Annotated in this window: 19 protein-coding genes and 2 pseudogenes; 12 read left to right on the forward strand and 9 right to left on the reverse strand. The window is 42.2% G+C overall.

Annotation, left to right across the window (positions count from 1 at the left end):
- A pseudogene (locus AC13CC_RS06195) lies at positions 1-297 on the reverse strand (hypothetical protein); the annotation flags it as partial.
- 212 nt (positions 298-509) lie between these two features.
- Between AC13CC_RS06195 and AC13CC_RS06200 the strand changes: the two are divergent.
- Entirely contained in the window at positions 510-1,196 is a 687-nt protein-coding gene (locus tag AC13CC_RS06200) for a response regulator transcription factor (protein ID WP_326277505.1), read from the forward strand.
- Positions 1,196-2,299 carry a sensor histidine kinase gene (locus AC13CC_RS06205; RefSeq protein ID WP_482877319.1) on the forward strand — a complete coding sequence of 368 codons (1,104 nt, stop codon included), beginning with the start codon at positions 1,196-1,198 and terminating at the stop codon, positions 2,297-2,299. Before AC13CC_RS06200 ends, AC13CC_RS06205 begins: the two co-directional genes overlap by 1 nt.
- A gap of 83 nt (positions 2,300-2,382) precedes the next feature.
- Here the strand turns inward: AC13CC_RS06205 and AC13CC_RS06210 are convergent.
- Positions 2,383-3,315 (reverse strand): annotated as a pseudogene (locus AC13CC_RS06210) (glycosyltransferase); the annotation flags it as partial.
- 85 nt (positions 3,316-3,400) lie between these two features.
- Between AC13CC_RS06210 and trmB the strand changes: the two are divergent.
- From trmB to AC13CC_RS06225, 3 genes are read left to right on the forward strand one after another with little or no spacing between them, the layout of a single operon-like run.
- The gene (gene trmB / locus AC13CC_RS06215) at positions 3,401-4,069 is read left to right on the forward strand and encodes a tRNA (guanosine(46)-N7)-methyltransferase TrmB (RefSeq protein ID WP_326277506.1); all 669 of its coding nucleotides are present in this window, start codon (positions 3,401-3,403) and stop codon (positions 4,067-4,069) included.
- A 3-nt stretch (positions 4,070-4,072) separates the two neighbouring features.
- Complete coding sequence (locus AC13CC_RS06220; protein WP_293165656.1) at positions 4,073-4,708, forward strand: LysE family transporter; 636 nt, start codon at positions 4,073-4,075, stop codon at positions 4,706-4,708.
- 1 nt (position 4,709) lies between these two features.
- Positions 4,710-5,033 carry an MGMT family protein gene (locus AC13CC_RS06225; RefSeq protein WP_326277507.1) on the forward strand — a complete coding sequence of 108 codons (324 nt, stop codon included), beginning with the start codon at positions 4,710-4,712 and terminating at the stop codon, positions 5,031-5,033.
- Here the strand turns inward: AC13CC_RS06225 and AC13CC_RS06230 are convergent.
- Positions 5,030-6,598 carry an amidase gene (locus tag AC13CC_RS06230; RefSeq protein ID WP_326277508.1) on the reverse strand — a complete coding sequence of 523 codons (1,569 nt, stop codon included), beginning with the start codon at positions 6,596-6,598 and terminating at the stop codon, positions 5,030-5,032. The two genes, AC13CC_RS06225 and AC13CC_RS06230, sit on opposite strands and share 4 nt — an antisense overlap.
- 323 nt (positions 6,599-6,921) lie before the next feature.
- On the opposite strand from AC13CC_RS06230, the gene AC13CC_RS06235 reads away from it, so the two are divergent.
- The 4 genes from AC13CC_RS06235 to AC13CC_RS06250 all read left to right on the forward strand — a co-directional run bounded on the left by AC13CC_RS06235 (position 6,922) and on the right by AC13CC_RS06250 (position 9,817).
- Positions 6,922-8,061, forward strand: a complete 1,140-nt coding sequence (locus AC13CC_RS06235; RefSeq protein WP_326277509.1) for an Mrp/NBP35 family ATP-binding protein — start codon at positions 6,922-6,924, stop codon at positions 8,059-8,061.
- An 11-nt stretch (positions 8,062-8,072) separates the two neighbouring features.
- Complete coding sequence (locus AC13CC_RS06240) at positions 8,073-8,309, forward strand: NifU family protein (RefSeq protein ID WP_041801799.1); 237 nt, start codon at positions 8,073-8,075, stop codon at positions 8,307-8,309.
- A gap of 62 nt (positions 8,310-8,371) precedes the next feature.
- A complete protein-coding gene (locus tag AC13CC_RS06245; protein ID WP_482877322.1) occupies positions 8,372-9,430 on the forward strand; it encodes an NAD(P)/FAD-dependent oxidoreductase in 1,059 nt (352 codons plus the stop codon).
- A gap of 54 nt (positions 9,431-9,484) precedes the next feature.
- The gene (locus tag AC13CC_RS06250; RefSeq protein WP_293165646.1) at positions 9,485-9,817 is read left to right on the forward strand and encodes a 2Fe-2S iron-sulfur cluster-binding family protein; all 333 of its coding nucleotides are present in this window, start codon (positions 9,485-9,487) and stop codon (positions 9,815-9,817) included.
- Here AC13CC_RS06250 and AC13CC_RS06255 read toward each other — a convergent pair.
- Positions 9,814-11,550 carry an ABC transporter ATP-binding protein gene (locus AC13CC_RS06255; RefSeq protein WP_482877324.1) on the reverse strand — a complete coding sequence of 579 codons (1,737 nt, stop codon included), beginning with the start codon at positions 11,548-11,550 and terminating at the stop codon, positions 9,814-9,816. The genes AC13CC_RS06250 and AC13CC_RS06255 overlap by 4 nt on opposite strands.
- Before the next feature lie 119 nt (positions 11,551-11,669).
- On the opposite strand from AC13CC_RS06255, the gene AC13CC_RS06260 reads away from it, so the two are divergent.
- Both AC13CC_RS06260 and AC13CC_RS06265 read left to right on the forward strand, forming a co-directional pair.
- Positions 11,670-12,707 (forward strand): TPM domain-containing protein, encoded by a 1,038-nt coding sequence (locus AC13CC_RS06260; protein WP_482877326.1) that lies wholly within the window; start codon positions 11,670-11,672, stop codon positions 12,705-12,707.
- A gap of 51 nt (positions 12,708-12,758) precedes the next feature.
- On the forward strand, positions 12,759-14,927 hold the full coding sequence (locus AC13CC_RS06265) for an acylase (RefSeq protein ID WP_482877328.1): 2,169 nt from the start codon (positions 12,759-12,761) through the stop codon (positions 14,925-14,927).
- A gap of 7 nt (positions 14,928-14,934) precedes the next feature.
- Here the strand turns inward: AC13CC_RS06265 and AC13CC_RS06270 are convergent, their stop codons facing one another.
- The 4 genes from AC13CC_RS06270 to AC13CC_RS06285 all read right to left on the reverse strand — a co-directional run bounded on the left by AC13CC_RS06270 (position 14,935) and on the right by AC13CC_RS06285 (position 18,967).
- Positions 14,935-15,597 (reverse strand): hypothetical protein, encoded by a 663-nt coding sequence (locus AC13CC_RS06270; RefSeq protein ID WP_326277515.1) that lies wholly within the window; start codon positions 15,595-15,597, stop codon positions 14,935-14,937.
- Positions 15,598-15,672: 75 nt separating this feature from the next.
- A complete protein-coding gene (locus tag AC13CC_RS06275; protein WP_482877330.1) occupies positions 15,673-16,815 on the reverse strand; it encodes an acyltransferase family protein in 1,143 nt (380 codons plus the stop codon).
- Positions 16,816-16,904: 89 nt separating this feature from the next.
- Positions 16,905-18,068: a helix-turn-helix domain-containing protein gene (locus AC13CC_RS06280; RefSeq protein WP_482877331.1), complete on the reverse strand. Its 1,164-nt coding sequence runs from the start codon at positions 18,066-18,068 to the stop codon at positions 16,905-16,907.
- Between the two features lie 2 nt (positions 18,069-18,070).
- Positions 18,071-18,967, reverse strand: a complete 897-nt coding sequence (locus tag AC13CC_RS06285) for a metallophosphoesterase (RefSeq protein WP_326277519.1) — start codon at positions 18,965-18,967, stop codon at positions 18,071-18,073.
- 117 nt (positions 18,968-19,084) lie between these two features.
- On the opposite strand from AC13CC_RS06285, the gene AC13CC_RS06290 reads away from it, so the two are divergent.
- A complete protein-coding gene (locus tag AC13CC_RS06290; RefSeq protein ID WP_482877333.1) occupies positions 19,085-21,460 on the forward strand; it encodes a GAF domain-containing protein in 2,376 nt (791 codons plus the stop codon).
- Between the two features lie 3 nt (positions 21,461-21,463).
- Here the strand turns inward: AC13CC_RS06290 and AC13CC_RS06295 are convergent, their stop codons facing one another.
- Positions 21,464-22,657: a Pycsar system effector family protein gene (locus AC13CC_RS06295; RefSeq protein WP_326277522.1), complete on the reverse strand. Its 1,194-nt coding sequence runs from the start codon at positions 22,655-22,657 to the stop codon at positions 21,464-21,466.
- Positions 22,658-22,670 lie beyond the last annotated feature (13 nt).

A 22,670-nucleotide genomic window follows, 5' to 3' on the forward strand; every position in this document is an offset into this window, starting at 1 on the left:
GCCTTGGTCCACTACAAGGGCCGAAGCAAGTGTTTCCTGTCCTTGCTCACCTTTTACGATGGTACCTGCCTCAATGGTAAGGGTGACACCCTCGCCCACCACTACTTTACCGTCCAATATGTATACGTTTTCGGCTGTCCATGTTTCATCCTCAGTAAGAACACCTGTTTTGGTTATCTCCTCACCAGATGGTTCTGGCTCCGGTTCCGGCTCTGGTATAGCACCGTTATCATCGCCACTGCACGCTGCTATAAAAAGCAGGGCAATCGCTATTAAAGGGGAAATAAATTTTTTCATAATTCTTTGTTTTGTCATTTAATAAGTAGAATGTGATCCTTATGTTGAACGATGCAAAGAAAGGCTGGGGTTGTAAAAGCCGTGTTAGTTGTGTGTTAAGTGTTTTTGTTGTTAGTGTTACAATAATGTTACTAGATTAAATGAACGTTAAGCGTTTATCCCGTAAGTGTATTATCTTTACATTTGGGCGATTAATACAGAAATACCATCCCATGAAAAACAAGGACATTAAGATTCTACTGGTTGACGATGAACCTGATATTCTGGAAATTATAAGCTATAACCTTTCAGCGGAGGGGTATGAGGTCTATACCGCCAAAAATGGTGTGGAAGGCGTTGCCAAGGCAAAAAAGAAGAGCCCCCACCTGATTATTATGGATGTGATGATGCCAGAAATGGACGGTATTGAAGCATGCGAGGTTATCCGTAACACACCCGGACTGGATCACACGATAATTACTTTCTTAACCGCACGTGGAGAAGATTACTCCCAAGTAGCAGGTTTTGATGCTGGAGCGGACGATTACATCACAAAACCGATAAAACCAAAGGTTTTGGTAAGCAAGGTTAAAGCCTTGCTGAGAAGGTTGAAAGATGATAAAAAAGAAGTAGAGGATATTGTCAAGGTTGGTGACATCGTAATTAACAGGGAAGAATATAAAATTGTGAACGATGGAGAAGAAATGGTGCTTCCCAGAAAGGAATTTGAACTTTTGTCTTTGCTGACATCCAAACCGAACAAAGTATTTAAACGCGAAGTAATTTTGGACAAAGTTTGGGGCAATGAAGTTGTTGTTGGCGGTCGAACCATCGATGTTCACATTAGAAAACTGCGCGAAAAAATCGGTGACCACCACTTTAAAACCGTTAAGGGCGTGGGGTATAAGTTTGTGCTCTAATGGCCATTAAACTAAAGAAATCATACAAATTTGCCCTAAGATCTTCTTTGGTTATTACCGTTTTGATCTCTGCTGTCTTCGTAGGGTTTCATTTGGATGCGGATTACATGAACTGGCCGCATACCATTCTTTTTGCACTAATTTGTTTTGCAATTTGTTTTGCTATCATCCAGATTCGGGTGGAGCGTTTTATATACAGACGTATCAAGAGAATTTACGATGATGTGTCCCTTTTGGAATCCTCATCCTTCTCTTCCAAACCCGTAACCACGGATATGAGAACTTTGGTTCAGGAAATTGAAAGGTTCGCCGAAGGAAAGAAAATAGAAATAGACACCCTTAAAATTCGTGAGGAGTACCGAAAGGATTTTTTGGGCAACGTGTCCCACGAATTAAAAACACCGCTTTTTACCGTTCAAGGCTATATTTTAACGCTTTTGGACGGTGCCATGAAGGATAAGAAACTTCGAAAAAAATACCTGCAACGTGCCAATAAAGGCGTAGAACGCTTAATTTATATTGTAAAGGACCTCGATTTGATTACCAAGCTGGAAGCAGGTGAGTTAAAGTTGGAACGAGAGGATTTTGATATTATTGAGCTTATTGAAAACACCTTTGATCTATTGGAGATGAAAGCGGCCAAAAAAGAAATCTCCCTCACTTTTGATATGGAGTATACCGAGCCTATTTACGTGAATGGGGACAAGGAAAAAATACAACAGGTAATCAGCAATCTTCTGGTCAATTCCATCAAATACGGTCTGCCAAAAGGAACCACGGAAGTAAGTGTGGAAAATCTTATTAAAAACAAGGTAATCGTTCGAGTAACGGACAATGGAGGTGGAATCCCAAAACAGCACATTCCACGACTTTTTGAACGCTTTTACCGCGTGGATCAAAGTGGAAGCCGAAACGAAGGCGGTTCAGGTCTTGGACTCTCCATTGTAAAACATATTGTGGAGGCCCACGGCGAAAAAATCTATGTGGAAAGCGAAGTTGACGTAGGTTCAGAGTTCTCCTTTACCCTTGAAAAAGCTGCTGTTCCACCAGTTTCGGAGAAAATCTCGAACATGGAAGAAAAATCCACAACGGATTCAAATTGAGCCAATCCTTTAAAATCATCAATTCGGAATAAATCACCTAAGGAAAAACCCTCTTGTTTACTAAAAGGAACAAGCCCTTGTTTCTGCATTCTTTTGGCTAAATATTCTTGCTCGTATTGGCCAGGGGTTGGAATAAAAAAGGCCTTCTTCTCCAATTTTGCCAGGTCCATAACAGTGGTGTAACCCGATCTGCACAGCACTTTTTCACTTCGATTCAGGGCATTTTCCAGTTCATCGGACTTCATAAAATTGTAATGGAGGATCTTTCCTTTCGATGTCTGTATTTCTTCTTGAACCTGATTTTCTTCAATTTTGCCCTTAACAAAAAGAATGTTGCCTTCGAACCCCTGTAATTCATCCAGTAGTTTTTCTTCCAGCAAGGTGCGTTGCGGTTCAGGACCGGAGAGTAGAACCATCAAATCGTTCGTGATGGGGAGTTTCTTTTTCTCAAATCGGCTCAAAGGACCTAAATAGACAACGTTTAACTTGGATTTTTTTAGATGCCCCAACTTTCCCGTCAAGTTGGGTTTTTTCTCCACATCGGGAACCCAGCAGGCATCAAACTTTTTTATTATTTTTTGATGCGCTTTGGAGCTCATCCAAGTGGTGTTTCCGGAAAGCACGTTTAGTTGATGAGTTATGAACACGCAGGGAACCTTTTTGTAGTATGCTCCCAGTCGGTTATCGGAAATAATTCCTTCCAAACCATGTTCTTTAACCAAGCGTTTCACGGCTTTTTTTTCCTTGGCAATGGCTTTGAGCACTTTGGGCGAATCCCAAATCATTTTAATTTTGAAATTCTTCCCTTTCTCAGCATAGGAAATTTTATAGGAAGGTAATTCAAAAGCGGGTAATTCTGGAAACTCCTTTTTTAGCAAGGATAAGGCCACGCCGTCCGAGGCAATGTAAGGTAGGTAACCGTGATCTAATAATTCGCGAATAATGGGTATGCACCTAGTAGCATGTCCCAGTCCCCAATTCAACGGGGCGACCAGAATACGTTTGGAAGAATTCATATCAACAAAAAAACAAAATGCGAATTGCTTTTAGATTTCCTTAGTTTTGCCAAATCATTAACTTTTTGCTCAATTTAATACGAACGTGGGAAGTAAGAACAAACTCAAAAGGTTCAAGGAAAACGAAACATTTGCCAATGTGGTACAGCCCACGCGGGAGGAAGTTTTGGCCGGATTCAAGTACAAGGGCAATTGGGCATCCTTTTTTGGCAACAACAATCCAATTGTGTTGGAACTGGGCTGTGGCAAGGGTGAATATACCGTTGGCCTCGCTCAAATGAACGCGGACAGAAACCATATTGGCATAGATATCAAAGGAGCACGATTTTGGAGAGGGGCCAAGACCGCCTTGGAGCAAGAATTGAACAATGTGGCCTTTTTACGGACACAAATTGAATTGGTGGACCATCTTTTTGACGAAGGGGAGGTCAGTGAGATCTGGATTACATTTCCCGACCCGCAGATCAAGTACAAACGCACCAAACATCGCATGACGAATCCCGTTTTTTTGGAGCGTTACAAAAAAATCCTGGAGCCCAAGGGAATAATCAATCTAAAGACCGATAGCGAGTACATGCATGGGTACACCCTTGGGCTTTTGCAAGGCTTGGGACACGAAATTATATATGCCAATCACGATGTATATAAAAACGAAGGAGCGCCTCCCGAAGTATTCAAAATCCAAACTTTCTACGAAAATCAGTATCTTGAAAAAGGAAAACCAATTACATATATCCAATTTAGGATCAACTAACCAATGACCCACGTACTCATACTTTTTTTTGCCACATTTTCGGCAGCCTTTATGGCTACTGTGCCACCGGGATTGCTCAATATGAATGCCGCCAAGGTTAGTGTGGAAAAAGGAAAATTGAACGGCGTTATTTTTAGTTTGGGTGTTTCCAGTACTATCATGGTGCAGGCTTATATTGCTGTGTATATCTCTAAATTTTTGTACCGTAATCCAGCGGTGATAGATGTACTGTTTAAGATTGCTGTGGCCGTATTCGCCTTTTTTGCTGTTTACTTTTTTGTGATTGCAAAGCGTAACAGAGCAAAGACACAAGCCATTAAAGAGGTCAACCTGAGTAAAAAGAACAGTTTTTTCAAGGGAGTTTTGTTGGCTGCCCTTAATTTGTTGACCATTCCGTATTACAGTGGTTTAAATGCCATGTGGAACGAAGCGGGTTGGATAAAGTTTGAAGCCAAGGACATTACCACTTTTGTGGTCGCCGCAGGAGCTGGTACTTTTTCTGTTCTGTACCTCTACACCTTTTATTTTGATAAGATGGAGACCAAGACCAATCGTTTTTCCAAGAACTCCAACTATATTTTAAGCGCTTTGATGCTTTTGCTGCTCGTGATTACCTTGATTCGTATAATGTACCGCTAACATGGAAGAAAAAAACTTCTTTGACAAAGTCTACGAAGTGGCCAAACAGATTCCCTACGGCAGGGTAACCTCTTACGGAGCCATTGCAAAATATTTAGGAGCAGCCCGAAGCGCCCGAATGGTCGGTTGGGCCATGAACAATTCCTTGACAAAAGATGTACCTGCGCATCGCGTGGTAAATCGCGTAGGGGTGTTAACGGGCAAACATCATTTTGACGGAAGCAACATTATGCAGCAACTTCTCGAAAACGAGGGAATCCCGGTAAAGGAAAATCAAATCGTAGACTTTCAAAAATACTTCTGGGATCCAGCCTTGGAGCTTTAATCAATATAACCCGGGGGATGCAATTCGTCAAACGATGTGGCATCCTGAAATGCTTTTGCCAGCAATAAAATACTCGCTTCATCGTACAAATTGCCCACAAAAGTCATGCTCGTAGGGTGGTTCTCGTCATCCAGACCCGTTGGAACAGCAATTACGGGATGCCCTGTTAGGTTTGTGGCCAAAAGTTGGTCGTTTCCAAATGTGGGTGAAATCAACACATCGTAATCCTTCATCAAATCTTGCACTTTTTGGATAAGCACCTGTCGTTGTCGATTCGCTTGAATATATTCCACGGCGGGAATAAATCTGCTTTGCCGCAAGGAATTCGCACGGGAACGCTGGTCTTGCTCCACCATCACATCAACCCCGCCCGAACGGACAAGTTCATCAAAGAAAGCACCTGCTTCAGCTCTTAAAATAATATCAAATCCACGATAAGGAACATCTTCGGGCATTTCCACAGCTGTAGGCTCAATACCCATTTCCTTAAGGGATTTGAGCGCATTCCTCAGATTGTCTCCAGACTCCGTGGTATCTTTCTCAATGTCTTCTTTAAGATAAGCAACCCTCAAGCTTTTGATATCCTTGTTCCAATCAACCCCAAAAGGAAGGTCAACGGTGGTCAGATCATTTTTATCTTTCCCTTGAATGGCATCAAACACAATGGCGCAATCCTCGGCATTTCTTCCCAAGGGCCCCACTTTGTCCATGGACCAGCTTAAGCTCATAATTCCGTGGCGACTAACTCTACCGTAGGTTGGTCGTAGACCGGTAACTCCGTTTCGGGTACTTGGAGAAGTAATGGAACCCAAAGTTTCAGTCCCCAAAGCAAAAGGAACGAGGCCTGCCGATGTTGCAGAACCCGATCCAGCCGAAGAACCACCGGCACCTTGGGTAGTGTCCCAGGGATTTTTGGTTTTACCATCGAACCAAACATCGCCACGGGCCAAGGCCCCCGATACCAGTTTAGTCACTAAAATGGCCCCGGCATCCTCCAGTTTCTTCACTACGGTTGCCGTTTCATTTATGATTTGGTCTTTGTACGGAGCAGCTCCCCAGGTGGTGGGGTATCCGGGGACCGCCATCAAATCTTTGGTGCCGTATGGGATTCCATGTAAAATACCACGATACTTTCCGTTTTTGATTTCCTCGTCGGCTCGCTTGGCCTGTGCCAAGGCTAAACTATCCGTAATGGTAATGCTGCATTGAAGGGCAGGTTGATATTTTTTCAATCGATCCAAGAAAAATTTTGTCAGCTCTGTGGCCGTTATTTTTTGATTTTTGATCAACGAAGCCAATTGCGGAATGGTGTAAAAGGCCAATAAATTGTATGGTTCAGGGATTTCTACATTATCCGGTATGCTCCACTCGGTTCCATTTTGTTGCTCTGGCATGGTAAAGCCAAAAGGAGTGGGGTCAAAACGGATAGCAGGGAAAACATCATTGCCCAAAGGGTATTTTCTTAACGAATCAAACCCACTTCGGTTTCTTTTCAAATAAGGGTAGAGGGTGTCACGATATTTAGTTTCAAAATGAAGCCCGATCAATTTTTCCGACTTTTTCACATCCCGTTTGGTAAAGGAGCCTTTATTAGTGGAACAAGAGAGCCATATTAGGGTAAAAAACAATAAAATTAGTTGGGGGATTCTGGTTTTTGGCAGCATGTTGGTCGATAGTTTCAAATAGCAGCTTCTAAACTACAGTTTTTCAAAAAAACCAACACGATAATCCATCGGTTTTGTGTCTGTCGGGGCTATTTATTCAGATCCCCATAACTCCAAGATGTGATTTTTTTGAAATTCAGCAATACAACTTCTTAATCTAACACCAACACCGTATCTTTGTAGTTTAGAATCAGTTCAAACAGCTGATGACAAAATTTTGATAGATGAAGTTGAAAAAAACAGACATTCTCAAAGCGTTGGAAAAGATATCTGCACCAGGTGAAGGCCAAAATTTGGTCGAGAGCGGTTCGGTAACCAATGTCCAAGTATTCGGTGATGAGGTTGAAGTGGATGTTACGATCAAAAATCCAAGTCTTCAAGCAAAAAAGAAGACAGAGGTTGAAATATTGAAGTGTATTCACAGAGAAGTATACGAGAAAGCAAAAATAAAAATCAACCTAAAAGTTGATGCTCCGGCAAAACCCAAGGTAAATCAAATAAAAGGAAAACCGATTCCCGGAATTCAAAATATTATAGCCGTTGCATCTGGTAAAGGGGGCGTAGGCAAATCCACCGTAACCGCAAACCTAGCGGTAACCTTGGCCAAAATGGGCTTTAAAGTTGGCCTATTGGATACGGATATCTATGGGCCGTCCATGCCCATTATGTTCGATGTAGCCACGGAAAAACCATTGTCCATTAATGTGAATGGAAAAGCCAAAATGAAGCCCATCGAAAACTACGGCGTAAAATTGCTTTCCATTGGATTTTTCACCCAGCCCAACCAAGCGGTCATTTGGAGGGGCCCCATGGCTGCAAAAGCATTGAATCAAATGATTTTTGATGCGCATTGGGGTGAGCTGGACTTTCTTTTGCTGGATTTGCCACCAGGAACAGGTGATATTCATTTAAGCATTATGCAATCCTTGCCCGTAACGGGCGCCGTAGTGGTAAGTACGCCACAAGAGATAGCCTTGGCCGACGCTAGAAAAGGGGTGGCCATGTTCCAACAGGAGGCGATTAATGTCCCTGTTTTGGGAATCGTGGAGAATATGGCGTATTTTACACCTGCGGAGCTACCCGATAACAAGTATTATATTTTTGGTGAGAACGGGGCAAAAAATCTATCGGAAGACCTTGAGGTTCCATTTTTAGGACAAATTCCATTGGTACAGAGCATCAGGGAAGCAGGTGATGTTGGAAGACCAGCCGCCTTGCAGACAGCTACTCCAACAGAAGAAGCTTTTGAAGAGCTTACGAAAAATGTGGTTCAGGAGTTGGTGAGAAGGAATACAGACCTTCCCCCGACAGAAGCAATAAAAATTACAACAATGGCAGGTTGTTCCGCTGTTAAAAAGAAGTGACCATGACAACAATGACATCAGAAGAAACAAGGAGTAATGTAGAAAAGGCATTGGAGGAGATACGTCCGTTTTTACAGAGCGATGGTGGAGATATTACGTTGATTTCCATTGAAGACAATACCGTAAAAGTGCGTTTGGAAGGCAACTGTATTGGTTGCACCGTGAACCAAATGACACTAAAGAGTGGCGTGGAAATGACCATTAAAAAGTACGCGCCACAAATTGAAGAGGTAATCAATATTTCCTAACTGATTAAAATCATAAATCATTTTTTGGGTAAGCGTTAAGTTGCGTGCCAAATTTTTAGTCTATGATCAAAACCGATATTTTGATAATTGGAGCGGGACCTACGGGTCTTTTTGCTGTTTTTGAAGCAGGTCTTTTACAACTCAAATGTCATTTAATAGATGCATTGCCACAAGCTGGTGGACAATGTTCCGAGATATATCCTAAAAAACCCATTTACGACATTCCTGGATTCCCCGAAGTACTGGCGGGCGATTTGGTGGATAATCTAATGGAACAAATCAAACCGTTCCAGCCGGGCTTTACCTTGGGAGAGCGGGCAGAGACCATTGAAAAACTGGATGACGGCTCCTTTATAGTAACAACAAACAAAGGAACCAAGCATCATGCACCAATTGTTGCCATAGCTGGTGGGCTTGGCAGTTTTGAGCCAAGAAAACCGTTGTTGGAAAACTTGGAGAAATATGAGGACAATGGGGTGGCCTACATGATCAAAGAGCCTGAAATATACCGAGGCAAAAAAGTGTTGATTGCTGGTGGAGGCGATTCCGCTTTAGATTGGTCCATCTTTTTGGCGGATGTTGCCAAAGAAGTAACCTTGGTACACCGTAGAAATGAATTTAGAGGGGCTTTGGATTCTGTTGAAAAAGTACAACAACTCAAAAATGAGGGAAAAATCAATTTGATGACCCCCGCCGAGGTAGTTGCCCTAAAAGGGAAAGATTACCTGGAGAAAGTGACCGTAAAAAACACATCTACCTCCGAAGAAACCGATGTGGAGATTGATAATTTTATCCCGTTGTTCGGATTGTCTCCGAAGTTGGGTCCAATTTCCAACTGGGGATTGGAGATAGAAAAAAATGCCATCAAGGTGAATAATTCTTTGGATTACCAGACCAACATTCCCGGTATTTATGCCATTGGTGATGTCAACACCTATCCAGGCAAACTAAAACTGATCCTGTGCGGTTTCCATGAAGCTACATTGATGTGCCAAAGTGCCTATCAAAAGATATATCCAGATAAGAAATACGTAATGAAATATACCACCGTTGGCGGCGTTACAGGATTTGACGGAAGTAAAAAAGAAGCACCAAAAGCAGTAGTTAAGGCAATAGATTGATTATTAAGTGAAACTGTCCCCTTGAGGACTTTAGGAAGTATCTCTAGAAAGATTATGAGCGATATCAAGTTAAAGATTATAGACCGAGACGGCGAACTACATGAGGTAGACGCCCCGACCGATATGAATATGAACCTGATGGAGGTAGTGCGTTCCTATGAACTTGCCCCGGAGGGAACCATTGGGATTTGTGGTGGTATGGCCATGTGCGCTTCTTGCCAATGCTACGTAAAATCCGATCATCAATTACCCGAAAAGTCGGATGATGAAGAAGCCATGCTGGCCGAAGCCTTTTTTGTAAAGGACAACAGCCGTTTGGGTTGCCAAATCCATATTACCGAGGATTTGGATGGCCTTGAGGTGGAGTTGGCACCGGAAGAGGCTTAAATTCTCGCTTGGTAAGTAAACAGGTTGTAATACCTTCCTTCGGAAGCAATCAGCTTTTCGTGGGTACCCTGCTCCAGAATATGGCCGTTTTCAATCACTAAAATCTGGTCAGCCTTGCGAATGGTGCTCAATCGGTGGGCTATCACAAAAGTGGTTCTGCCCTTGGTAAGTTCTCCCAAACTTTTTTGGATAAGCGCCTCGGATTCCGTGTCCAAACTTGAGGTGGCCTCGTCCAAAATCAAAATCTTCGGATTTGCCAAAATAGCTCTTGCAATGGCAATACGCTGACGCTGACCTCCCGAAAGTTTAACGCCGCGTTCCCCTATCAAGGTATCCAAACCTTTGTCAAAACGGTCGGTAAATTCATTTACGTAGGCTGCCTTTACGGCTTCGAGCAATTTCTCCTCACTGGCATCGGGTCGTGGAAAAAGTATGTTTTCGCGAATGGTACCCTCAAACAAGAAGTCATCTTGCAGCACCACGCCTAAATGTTGTCTAAAACTGTTCAAATTCACTTTGGAAAGGTCGTGCCCATCAATGGTAATGGTTCCAGAATCAGGGTTTAAAAAACTGGCGGCCAAGCCTGCTATGGTTGACTTTCCCGAACCTGAACTCCCCACCAGAGCGATAACCTGTCCAGGCGCCACATCAAAACTAATGTTGTGCAGTACTTGCTTGTCTTCCTCATAGGAAAAAGAAACATCGGAGAAAGACATGCTCCCAACTACTTCGTCCAATAAAATGGTACGGTTTTCCTCGTCCGATTCTTCGTTTAAATTCATTAATTCTTCGGTACGGTCCAGACCGGCCAAAGCTTCCGTTAATTGACTGCCCACGCTGCTCATTTGCACAATCGGGGCAATCATAAGGCCCAACAACACGGTAAACTCCACAAACTCCCCCACAGTTAGGGTGCCTTGAATAATTTTGTATCCGCCAAAACCCATAACGCTTGTGGTCGCAACCCCTAGCAAAAAGGTGGAAGAACTCGTCATAAAAGCGGTAGTGGTGAGGCTCTTTTTTACATTTTCATATAAGCGTTCTACACCAACTTCAAAGACTTCTTCTTCCTGCTTTTCGGCATTAAACCCTTTTATAACACGTATGCCTCCCAAAGTCTCCGTCAATCTACCTTTTACCTCGGCATTTATTTTGCCCCGATTCCTAAAAATGGGTCGAATTATCTTAAAGGCCTTTAATGCAATTATGGCGAATATGGTAAGGGGTATAAAGGTGAAAAGTGTCATAAAAACGCTGATATCCATAAGCAAAGTCAAGGAAACTACGGCTGTGATGATACCGCCTACCAATTGCACCAAACCTGTACCGATTAAATTCCGGACTCCCTCAACATCCGACATAATTCGGGAAACCAAGGCTCCCGACTTGGCATTGTCGAAAAAGCGCACGGGAAGGGCAAGCACTTTTTTTTGGACCTGTGCCCTAAGTTCAGAAATTAAATATTGGGCCTGTACGCTTAAAATCTTGGTCAATAAGTAGGAAGTGACCGACTGTACAAGGATGGCCAGCATTACTCCAGCGACCAAATATTTGAGCATATCCAGGTCTTTGTTTACGATGACATCATCAATAAGGTATTTGGAAGCAATAGGTGCAGCAAAACTGGCAGCTTTGCTAATGGCAATCAGAAATAGGCCCAAAAAAACGAGTTTACGTTTTGGCCAAATAATGGTTTTAAAAGCGGTGAGGATGCTTACTTTTTTTTCTGACATAACAATTTTTCAAAAGAAGTTGCAAGTTACGGCAATTTAAGAGGACACCTAATTGAAGTGCTTCTGTACTTGGCAAGATTACAAATGCTATATTTAAATGCTCAAATTTTGAAAGGATTATGCTAAAAGCGAAATTGTTCGGTCTTTTGTTTTTGATTTTCTCCATGTGCTTTGCTCAAAAGGAGTACCCAAAATTGACTGAAATTGTTACGGACAATGCCAGGATATTTTCCCAGCCGCAACTTGAGGCGCTTCGAACCAAACTTTATCAATTTGAGTCGGAGACTACCAATCAATTGGTGGTTTTGACGATAGATGAGTTGGGTAACGAAACCATTGAACAATACGCCCTTGAGGTCTTTAACCAAAATAAATTGGGGCAGGAGGGGAAGGACAATGGTATTCTGATTCTTTTCTCAAAACTGGATAGGGAAGTCCGCATTGAGGTCGGGTACGGTTTGGAGCCTTATATAACAGATGCTGTCGCTTCTCGGATTATCCGAAATACCATGATTCCCAGATTTAAGGAAGAAAATTACTTCAGCGGATTGGATGGTGCCACGGACCAAATCATTGAATTTTTGAACAATCCAGGAGCCTTGGAAGAGTTTAAAAAGGAGATTGAGGAAGAAAACGAAATGCCATGGTGGATGTTGGTGGTAATAGGCTTGTTTTTATTGATGTTTATTGCAGCGGGAGGATTTGTTCTTTATAAGGGCTATTCCACTCTTATTGAGATCATACGTGGGATGTTTATAGGAAAGTTAGCGGTAGTTAAAGGTATATTAATGGCCGCTTTTATGATGCTTCCCCTAATTTTTGGATTGGTTTTTATAGGAATGCCACTATTTTTTATGGCACTATTGCTTGGTTTTGATGACTTGTTTAGCGGATTGGTCAAAGATTTTTCTTGGGTGCTCTTTATTTTTGCCGCTTTTGTTTGTCTAACCATCATATTGGTCGCAATAAAAATCAGAAAAAAAGGCAATGAGGATTTTAAACTATCATTTTTTAAATCCGACAAAGACTATATGAGCAAGACCTTTTCGTCCTCAGGGAGCCATTCCTTCGGTTCCAGATCCGGTGGTAGTTCGTCCAGCAGTTTTTCCGGTGGCGGGGGAAGTTCTGGTGGTGGCGGAGCCAGCGGAAGTTGGTAATTGTTTTGTAATTAACGTATTTTCACAAAACTAACTAAACCAATCCCCGTGATGAGAATTACAATCCTTGCCCTACTTTTATTGTTTTTATCCTGTTCCGAACAACCTCAATCCGAAGTTGAAGAATGGGAAGCACAAGCTGAAAACATAACGATTATCCGAGATGATTTCGGAGTGCCGCACATTTATGGAAAAACCGATGCCGATGCTGTTTTTGGATTGTTGTATGCTCAATGTGAAGATGATTTTAACCGGGTTGAGCAAAATTATATCTGGGCCACAGGTCGTTTGGCCGAAGTTGAAGGAGAAGATGCCTTGTACAGTGATTTACGTGCAAAACTGTTTATGACAGAAGAAGAGGCCAAGGCCAATTATGAAAAAAGCCCCGAATGGTTAAAGGAGCTTTGTAATGCCTTTGCGGATGGCATCAATTATTACCTACATACTCACCCCGAGGTTAAACCCAAACTGCTGACCCGTTTTGAACCTTGGATGCCAATGTATTTTAGCGAAGGTTCCATAGGAGGGGATATTGAGCGTATTTCCACGCGAAAAATCAAGAGTTTTTACGAAAGCGGGATGGAATTGCCCGAAAAGGAAGCCCTTCAACTCAAGAAAGAAGAGGAAATGGCCGAACCACAAGGCTCCAATGGAATTGCCATTTCAGGGGATTTGACCGAATCGGGCAATGCCATGCTTTTGATCAATCCGCATACCTCATTTTATTTTAGGGGCGAGGTGCATGTGGTGAGCGAAGAAGGGTTGAATGCCTACGGCGCTGTCACCTGGGGTCAGTTTTTTGTGTACCAAGGCTTCAACGAAAAAACGGGGTGGATGCACACATCAACCTATACCGATGTAATGGACGAGTTCAAAGAGACCATTGTAAAAAATGATGGGAAGCTGTTTTATCAATATGGAGAGGAATTACGCCCCGTGGATTCCAGCAAAGTAACCTTGAAGTACAAAGATGGCGAAAGTATAAAAGAAAAGACATTCCCCATGTACCGAACGCATCATGGTCCGATAACGCATCAAGTGGGCGATCAATGGACCGCATCGGCGATGATGTGGGAACCCGTAAAGGCATTGGAGCAATCCTACATCCGAACCAAGCAGGATGATTATGATGGTTTTAGGGAGATGATGGATATCCGAACCAACTCCTCCAACAATACCGTGTATGCCGATGCTGAAGGAAATATTGCCTATTTCCACGGAAATTTTGTACCAAAACGAGACACTATATTTGATTATACCCAACCGGTGGATGGGAGCAACCCCACAACGGATTGGCAAGGATTGCATACCGTAGATGAAAATATTTTGGTGCTGAACCCAGCAAATGGTTGGATTCAAAATTGTAACTCCACTCCTTTTACTTCGGCCCTTGAGTTCAGTCCAAAGCGAGAAGACTATCCAAAATACATGTCCAGAGACCAAGAAAACTTTAGAGGTATCCACGCCGTTAAATTGTTGACCGGAAGTAGGGGTTACACCTTGGACAGCCTTATTGAAATGGCCCATGACCCCTATTTACCCGCTTTTGAGGCATTGATTCCCGGGTTAGTGAGAGCGTATGATGCAAATCCAACCCCAGAATTAGAAGAAGCCATTGAAGCTTTACGGAACTGGGATTATACAACATCCAAAGATTCCATCGCCATGACTTTGGCCCATTATTATGGAACCTTATGTTATTCAAAAGCAGAAAGGCCGGAAGGTATGTATTCCATGCAATGGGTGGCATATTGGGGTGATGAATGGGACAATCAGAAAAAAATAAATTTTCTAAAGGAAACATTGGATAGATTGGAAACCGATTTCGGAACATGGAAAATGCCTTGGGGCGAAGTAAACCGATACCAACGTTTAAATGGGGATATTCGCCAAGCTTTTGATGATGCCAAACCAAGTATTCCAATCGGTTTTGCCAGTGGCCGTTGGGGTGCACTCGCGGCTTACGGTGCACGATACGATAACAATACCAAAAAGATTTACGGTACCCGTGGCAACAGTTTTGTGGCCGTGGTGGAATTTGGTGATAAAGTAAAGGCAAAGACCATGCTGGCAGGTGGACAAAGCGGAGACCCTGAATCACCACACTTTAATGATCAGGCACAACGCTACGCCGATATGGAATTTAAAGATGCTGCGTATTACAAAGCGGATGTGCTAAAACGTGCGAAAGTGGCGTATTCACCTGGCGAGGACTATTGAGGGAGTTTTAGTTGTTCTTTTCTATGTCGCTATCTTCTTCCTTAACAATAACTAGGCTGGCCTTTGAGCCTGTGGAAAGGTTCCAGCGGTTGTTGTGGATAACCACGCCTTTATCATCTGTCACCACTACTTGTGCAGTGTTTGGACCTGAAGAACCTTGGTTGAGGGCTTCAAACTCTACGCGGTTGAATCCTTCCACTAAATCAAGGTTAATTCCTTTAAAGGAACCTGATAAAAGCATATTGTATTCTACCGCTTCTCCGTTTACATAAATTTTGATACGGTCGCCATCCACGTACTCGTGGTCCCTGGCAACGATGCCCACAAATTTTGCGGTGGTTTTGAAGTCTCCCAAATATTGATCGCCAAAATGTTCGTTGGCACCTTTTTCCCTTTTTTCCATCACTTTGGGGTCGATTACCATATCGTGACCCGCTTGTAAAAGTTCCCTGTCCGGCAACATTTTAACACCGGGCTTTTCGTTTTTGGAGGTTAGGTTTTCATCCAGTACCGAAGGCATACGAAGTAAAGTACCTTGGTTGCTTGCTTTTACATCTAGTTTGTTATTGTCGCCAATCTTCAATGGTCGCGTGGTGGGCAAGTCACCCTGTGCGAACATGGGCAAGGTGAAAAGAATGATTCCCAATAAAACAAAAACTCTCTTTTTCATGGTAACAAAGGCAATAATCCAAATATAAATTTAGCAAATACCTTGCCATCAGCATTATAAATTGAAGTTAAATCGTTAATCTGCAGGCTTTCTTTTGCTCCTTCCTTTTAAACCAAATAGCGGATGCAACAAAGGAACCCTTAAAATAACGAGATCGTAGATGAGCCAACTGATGCCAAATGTCCCAACCACCAATACACATGTTTTAGGTACCAATCCCCAATCCAAATTCCTCAAATAATAGGCAATGCCAACAGTAATGGTCTGGTGCAAAATATAGAAGGGATAAACGGCCCTGTTTGCATAGGCGATTCCTTTGCTGGGCTTGTTCAGGTATTTGGCAGCATAGGCGAAAAGCACCAGTATCCAAGACCATATATTCACCACTTTTAAAAGGGCTTCCGTAAAATGGATTACGTAACCATCTTCAAAAAACAACCAGATAATTACCTGACTAGAAAACCCGATTACCCCCAAAGTCAGCGCTTTTTTCTTTACTTTGGCCAATATTTGCCAAAAAACATCACCTGTGCCTATTAGAACAAAGCCATAAAAGAACAGGATTATACTAAATATGAAGTTGAACCAATCATCTACCAGGGCATGAGTAATCGGGAAAAAGGGTTCCACCAAGGATTCAACAAGATAAAGTGGTATAACAAATAGATAAATGCCCCATGGTTTTTGAATCAAATGTTTGACCCATTCAATAAAACGGGTTTTATGTTTTCTTAGATAAACGAAAAGGGGTGTCAAAACCCACGAAAAGACCAAGAGGTAAGGCAAAAACCATAGGTGGTGCCAGCTCAAATTACCTTCGGGGTAGACGCCATCAAAAGCAACGGTGGTAAAATATTCCCAGTAAGAGCCTGAAAACGTCCCCTCCACCAGCCGTTCAAAATATACTTGTGGCGGCACAATCAAAATCATACCTACAACTAAGGGAATTCCCAAACGGAGAAAACGTTCCCACACAAATTTGCCCATGCTTCTTTTACCCAAAGCGTAGTAGGTTCCCATGCCGGATATCACAAAAAGTATGGGCAAGCGCCATTGGTTCAAGAACAACATGGGCCAGCGAAGCCAATCGTATATTTCGTTGTTTTTTATATGCCAGCCCCACGGTACAAAAAACATTCCTACGTGGTAAAAAATAAGAAGCCCGAATACAATGACCCGCAGCCAATCCAAATCGTAACGCCTAATGGTAGTTTTCATCCTAAAATTTTTTCCAAAGATGAAAAGTGCCGATAAAACAAAGTAGTTTTTTGGTTCGGGAAACGTCCAGAATTGCAATTATGGAGAAATTACACTCCTTTTTGCTTCATAAATGCGGAAGGCGATTGTCCAGCATGCTTTTTAAAAGCATTGTAAAAGGCGGATTTGGATTTGAACCCTACGGATTGCCCAATGGCCTCCACCGTAAGCTGTTTAAATGCATCATCCAATAATCTTTGTTGGGCCAATGCAATTCTTTTTTGGTTGATGTAGTCGTTGAAGTTGCTTCCTGTTTCGGAATTGATCAATTTGGAAACGATATTGCTGTTGGTGTCCAGTTCCTCAGCTACTTTTTTTAAACTTATATTTTGATGGGCATAGTAGTGGGCTTCGGATATAAAACTTTCAATGGTTTCAAATTTGATGGAATTGTTGGCGAGGGTCTCATATTTATCGGCAATCCAAGATTTTTCAAAAAAGCGGGATTCCGACAGCATAAAAAAGGAAGTGATAAAAATGGTGACCGTCTGCACGATACCAATAAAATGATCACCGCCATCGTCCTCGTAGTTTAGAAAAATGAAAAGGAAGGTCAGCATCAGCACCATAAAAAAAGCAACTGTGTTCCTGGAAAAAATATACTTGTCCACTTTTATGTTTTTGGGTGACGTCCACCCCCGTTTTCTAGTTTTTATCACCAATAAAAGGGACAGCACCAAGTAAAATGCAAAACTGAAAAGCACCAACCACCTAAACTGGTCTTTGATGAAGTGGTAGGAATAATTCATGTTTCCAGGAATGTCCACAAAGCCCAGATCTCGGTGGTAAGCGCCCAAATAGGCGTTAAGCTTTACCTGAATGGGACCCAAATAATAGTTGACCTGTGAAACGGCATACAGTACGGGCAAAACAAAATGGGGCCAATGCTTTTTTAGGGTGATGGGCTTTCGTTCCAATAAAGTATACAGGAAAAAATAAAGGGTCGGAGTAATAAGGAGCACCAAAAATTCGGTGGAATCATTCAGGTGGATTATATGTTTGATGAGGCCGGTGTAACAGAGGTAGACATCCAAAAAGACCAGACATTGTATCAAAAGCGACCAACCAAACGAATTGATGGCCGATTTCCATTTAGACCTCAAAAAAATAACTAGGGCCAAGAAAAAGCCTTGAACAATGCCCAAAAGCATAATGTGCGACGCAAGGTCGTGCCTAATGGGAATTTGATCAAGTATGGTGTTAAGGTTTTCCATGTTCAATGGAAGATGTAGTCCGATAGTTTTTCCGGTCCTTCCAATAAAACCCGTACAATTTGAAGAGTTCCATCGGGTTTGGTGTCAATGTGCCATTTAATCAGGGAGATTTCACCCTTTTCAATCTCTAAGCCCGTGATGCTCCTCGGGTGAACACAGCTACCATCGTTAAAAAAGGGAATTTGGCCCGGTTCCGGAAACCGTGGCCTATGCGTATGTCCCGCAAGGGTGATGAGCAGGTTTTTCTTCAAAATCCATCGTTTTATGCGCTTTTCAATACGAATTAGCTCTTTGTAGTTTTTGGCAGGGCTGGTAGGGTCTGCAATGCCCACGACTTGGAGCGGCTTCCATAAAACCCGAACCAAAAATCGACCAATACGCCAGCACACATAGTTCCACCAATCTGCTTGGTGGCCATGGACGCAAAAAATTTCTTGACCGGTATCCGAATGCTTTAAAATAAGGGCTTCATGGTATGTAATGTCTTCAAAAAGCTCTTTGTCCGAGCCATCAATAGGCTCAAAATAATGCGAAAGATGTTCGGCCACATAATCAGGGTCCCGATACACCATATCGTGGTTGCCCCATAGCATGTGGAGTCGTTTCTCCAAATGGAATCTTCGCAAAAGTTGGTACACATTTTTGTGCGCTTCAATGATCGAGTCAAAACTTATATTTTCCCAAAGTTCGTCACCATCGCCCAGTTCAATGTAATGAAAGCCTTCACGGTAGTAATGGTTCAGTGCGTGGAAGTAAATGTTCCGGTTATTGGCAAAATCGTCTGCAAAACTGTTGTCCCCGCGATGACAATCACTAAAGAAAATGAATTTGGAACCCTCATCGAACGAAACGGTCTTCGCGTTTTTATAGGCTCGGTCTAATCGGGTAGAAGAGGACATGAAAAAGTTTTTGTTAAATATCCTTAAAAATGACGATTTGTCCATAAAGATATCCATTAATGGCCCCGCATTTTTACTTTTTGTAACTTTGATGTCTAAACCTCGACTAACAAGGGTATGAAGCACAACCTCAATTCGGAAAGCCCTCTGGTTCAACTTGTAAGTTTCAATAAGTTGTTGGAACATTACGATGAGCAATTGGAAAGCTCCAATCCGCATATTGCCGAAAGGGCAAAATATGTGCTGGATACTCAGGCGCCCTTCCCAGAGTTGAGGGATGGTTTTACCGATTTGTCCTTATTGGATAAATACAAGGATGTTATCCGAATTATTTTGGAAGATTCTTTTTCTCCGATTTTGACAAAAAATGAAATTAAAACCGCATCTACTCCTTTTGAGAACTTGGTGTTCAATTCATCCGAGCGTTTTCGCCAAATATTGAAGGATGCCGGGGAGGATTTTGACCTTGAAATAACCAATATTCCCAGGGAGTTCGATTACATTATGAGATGTGCTGTAATCCTCCAGTTTTATTACGGTTTTAAATTGGACTTTAAACGTCCTTTCTTTTACGACATACCGGATACCAATGGGGTGATGCGCAGGTACAGGATTTTGTACAATGCGGATTTTATGGAAATCATTCCAACCGAAAAGGCAAAGGAGCTTTCTCAAGATGATGTGGATGAGTTGTTGGACAATTTTTACAATCTGGATATTTGGAAAGAGAAAATTCCGCCAAATAGCTTTATTGCCAAAGGTTTTGTTATTTCCAATATGTTCGATGTAACTACCGAACATTCTGTTTCGGAGATAAAGTCAACTTTGATAGGTCGCGCCCAAAGGGGAAATACGACTTTTATGGAGAGCTTTGAAGATACCTTTAGGTCCTTTTTTAATCTTAGCGATATAAAAGTGGGTTTTTCTGGGTACGATTCCAGCGCCAATCGCTTTTTTAAGATATATGGCAAGGGAATGGAAAGTTACATCCTCAATGGCAAGGATATGGAAGATTGTGATTCCATGTTCTGCAATTATACCCATGATAAGCTGTTCAAAGAAAACAAATACTTCGCCATATCCAATGTCGAAAAATATTTTGAAGGATCAAAAGGAGAGACCCAGCCCTATAAAAGCCTGATGGAGCAAGGCATTAAAAGTGCTATTTTGGCCCCGATTGCCGTAAATGGAAACTTATTGGGGGTACTGGAGCTGGTATCCGGCAAAGTGAACGAGCTCAACAGTGTTAATGCAAACAAGCTGGATGATGTAATGCCATACATTGTTGCGGCCGTAATGCGAACCATTGAGGAAGAGGAGAACTTGATCGATGCCGTGATCCAGCACGAATGTACTTCCGTGCACCCATCCGTGTATTGGAAGTTCCAAGAAGAGACCAAACGGTTTATGGCAGATGAGTTGACCGGCAACGAACCTGTGTTCAAGGAAATTGTTTTCAAGGATGTGTATCCTTTATATGGACAGATTGACATCAAAGACTCTGCGCAAGAGCGCAATCTAGCCATACAAAGAGATCTTATGATCCAACTGTCAGAAATCAATGATGTACTGGAGATTGCTTTTAAAAAATACAAGCTGCCCATCTATGAGGAATTGATGTTTCGGGTAAACAATTATTTGAATGAGGTAAAAGAAGCCTTGTTTACGCACACCGAACAGGCCGTTTTTGATTTTGTGAAAGAAGAAGTGGACCCCGTTTTTGACCATCTTCAAAAAGAAGATGCCGAAATTGCCGGTTTACTGGAAAAATACAACGAGAAGATTGACAAGGCCACCGAAAGCTATTATGATCATCGTAGAAACTACGACAACAGTGTGATGGAGGCCAACATGAAACTCGCAGCTCTTCTGGACAAAAGACAGGAAGAAGCCCAAGAGATGTTCCCGCACTATTTTGAGCGTTACAAAACCGATGGTGTGGAACACAATATGTACATTGGAAAATCCATAACCAAGGATAAGGAGTTCAACGAACTTTTTTTGAGCAACCTAAGGTTGTGGCAGCTCCAGGTAATGTGCGAAATGGAGAACAAATACTACAGCCTAAAACCGCACCTGCCAGTTAAGTTGGATGTGGCATCATTGGTTTTGGTATATAGTACCTCGTTGGCTATCCGCTTTAGAATGGATGAAAAGCGTTTTGATGTTGATGGCACCTACAATGCCAGATACGAAGTCATTAAAAAACGTATAGACAAGTCCTTTATAAAAGGCACCAATGAACGTCTTACGCAAAAAGGCAAACTTGCCATTGTATACTCACAGCGCAAGGATGAAAAGGAGTATATGCGCTACATCAGCTTTTTAAAGGCAAAAGGGTATTTTACCAACAATATCGAAATTGTAGAGTTGGAGGGTGTACAAGGTGTATCTGGGTTAAAGGCCATCAGGGCAGAGATTTTATATCAAAAAGATAAAAAATCCGAGCGCACCTATACCTACGATGACCTTATGGAGGAACTGAGCTCCTAAGACTTAGAACAAAAGCCTATCGGGGCCAAAAAACCGAAAGGCAATCCCAAAGGAAATTACGGAGATAATCATGCCTATCATAAAAATATTGTAGGTAATCCGAAGTATCTTGTATTTTCTGTTCAGGACAATACCCAAATAATAAAGGTCCTTGGTAAGTGAGGAATACACGTAATCTTTGTCCTTGACAAGCTCTTGCAAGGCCCATTCATATTCTTCAAGCTCCATTTTATGGAAGTTGCCAAAAAACAGCAGGTTTACCCTCTTATTTTCCACATCCTCTTTAGTAAACTTACCACTTGTAATATTTGGTCGTGTGGCCAAAACGGATAGGACCATGGAAACAACACTGAACATGATCAATATAAATGTGGGGTAGATCATATATGTGTTTGATGGGTTGTCCAGTTTGGTGAGCAAGTTGGCCAGCACCAACGAAATTATAATGGCATTGACGGACAATAAAATATTCGCTTTTGTATCGGCAATATCACTCAGTTTAAGGTGGTTTCTTAAAGTGACCCTGTACAAAGTCTGCACACTTCTGTCCGGACTCTCACTTTTGTATTTTGCCTTTAGAGCTTCTTTTTTGGCAATCTTTTTTTCTTCCTTCTTTTCTTTTAGGAGCTTCTTTAGATTCTGTTGCTTTCCTTCCTCCCAATTCTCCTTGGCATAATCGGTAAAAAAATTATGCTTTGTTCGGAACATTTTAATGTTTTTGTCCCGCCATTCTTTAGCGGAATAATCAGCAATGCCCAATTCTCTGAGTTCTTCCTTTAAAAAATCCGTGGTTTCCCAGTAGCTTTTTTTTGCAAAATGGGATATATCGGCATCACGGATAATACCTTCCATAAGGTTGGTGGGTTCGTTGCACATTTTTGTAACCATGATCAAGGAGCAGACTTGCTCAATGCCTTCGGGATCGTAGTCATTTTTGCCAAGAAAATTCCTGGCAATTTCACAGCTATTTTCCTCATGGTCTTTCCAGCCTTTTACATGGCCAACATCGTGGAACCAAGCAGCCAACAATAACCTTTCGTTTTCAACCCTCTCCAGTTTGTAGTAATTGAGTAATTCTTTAGTACTTTTGACCACTCGTTGGGTATGTCGCAAGTTGTGGTACAAGAACCTGGGGTCAAGCTCTTCCGTTAACAGTTTAGAAACGAAGTGTTTGGTGTTTTCAACAATTTCCGACATGGCTGTATGTTTG

The sequence above is a fragment of the Flagellimonas sp. L-11 genome, assembly GCF_056857735.1.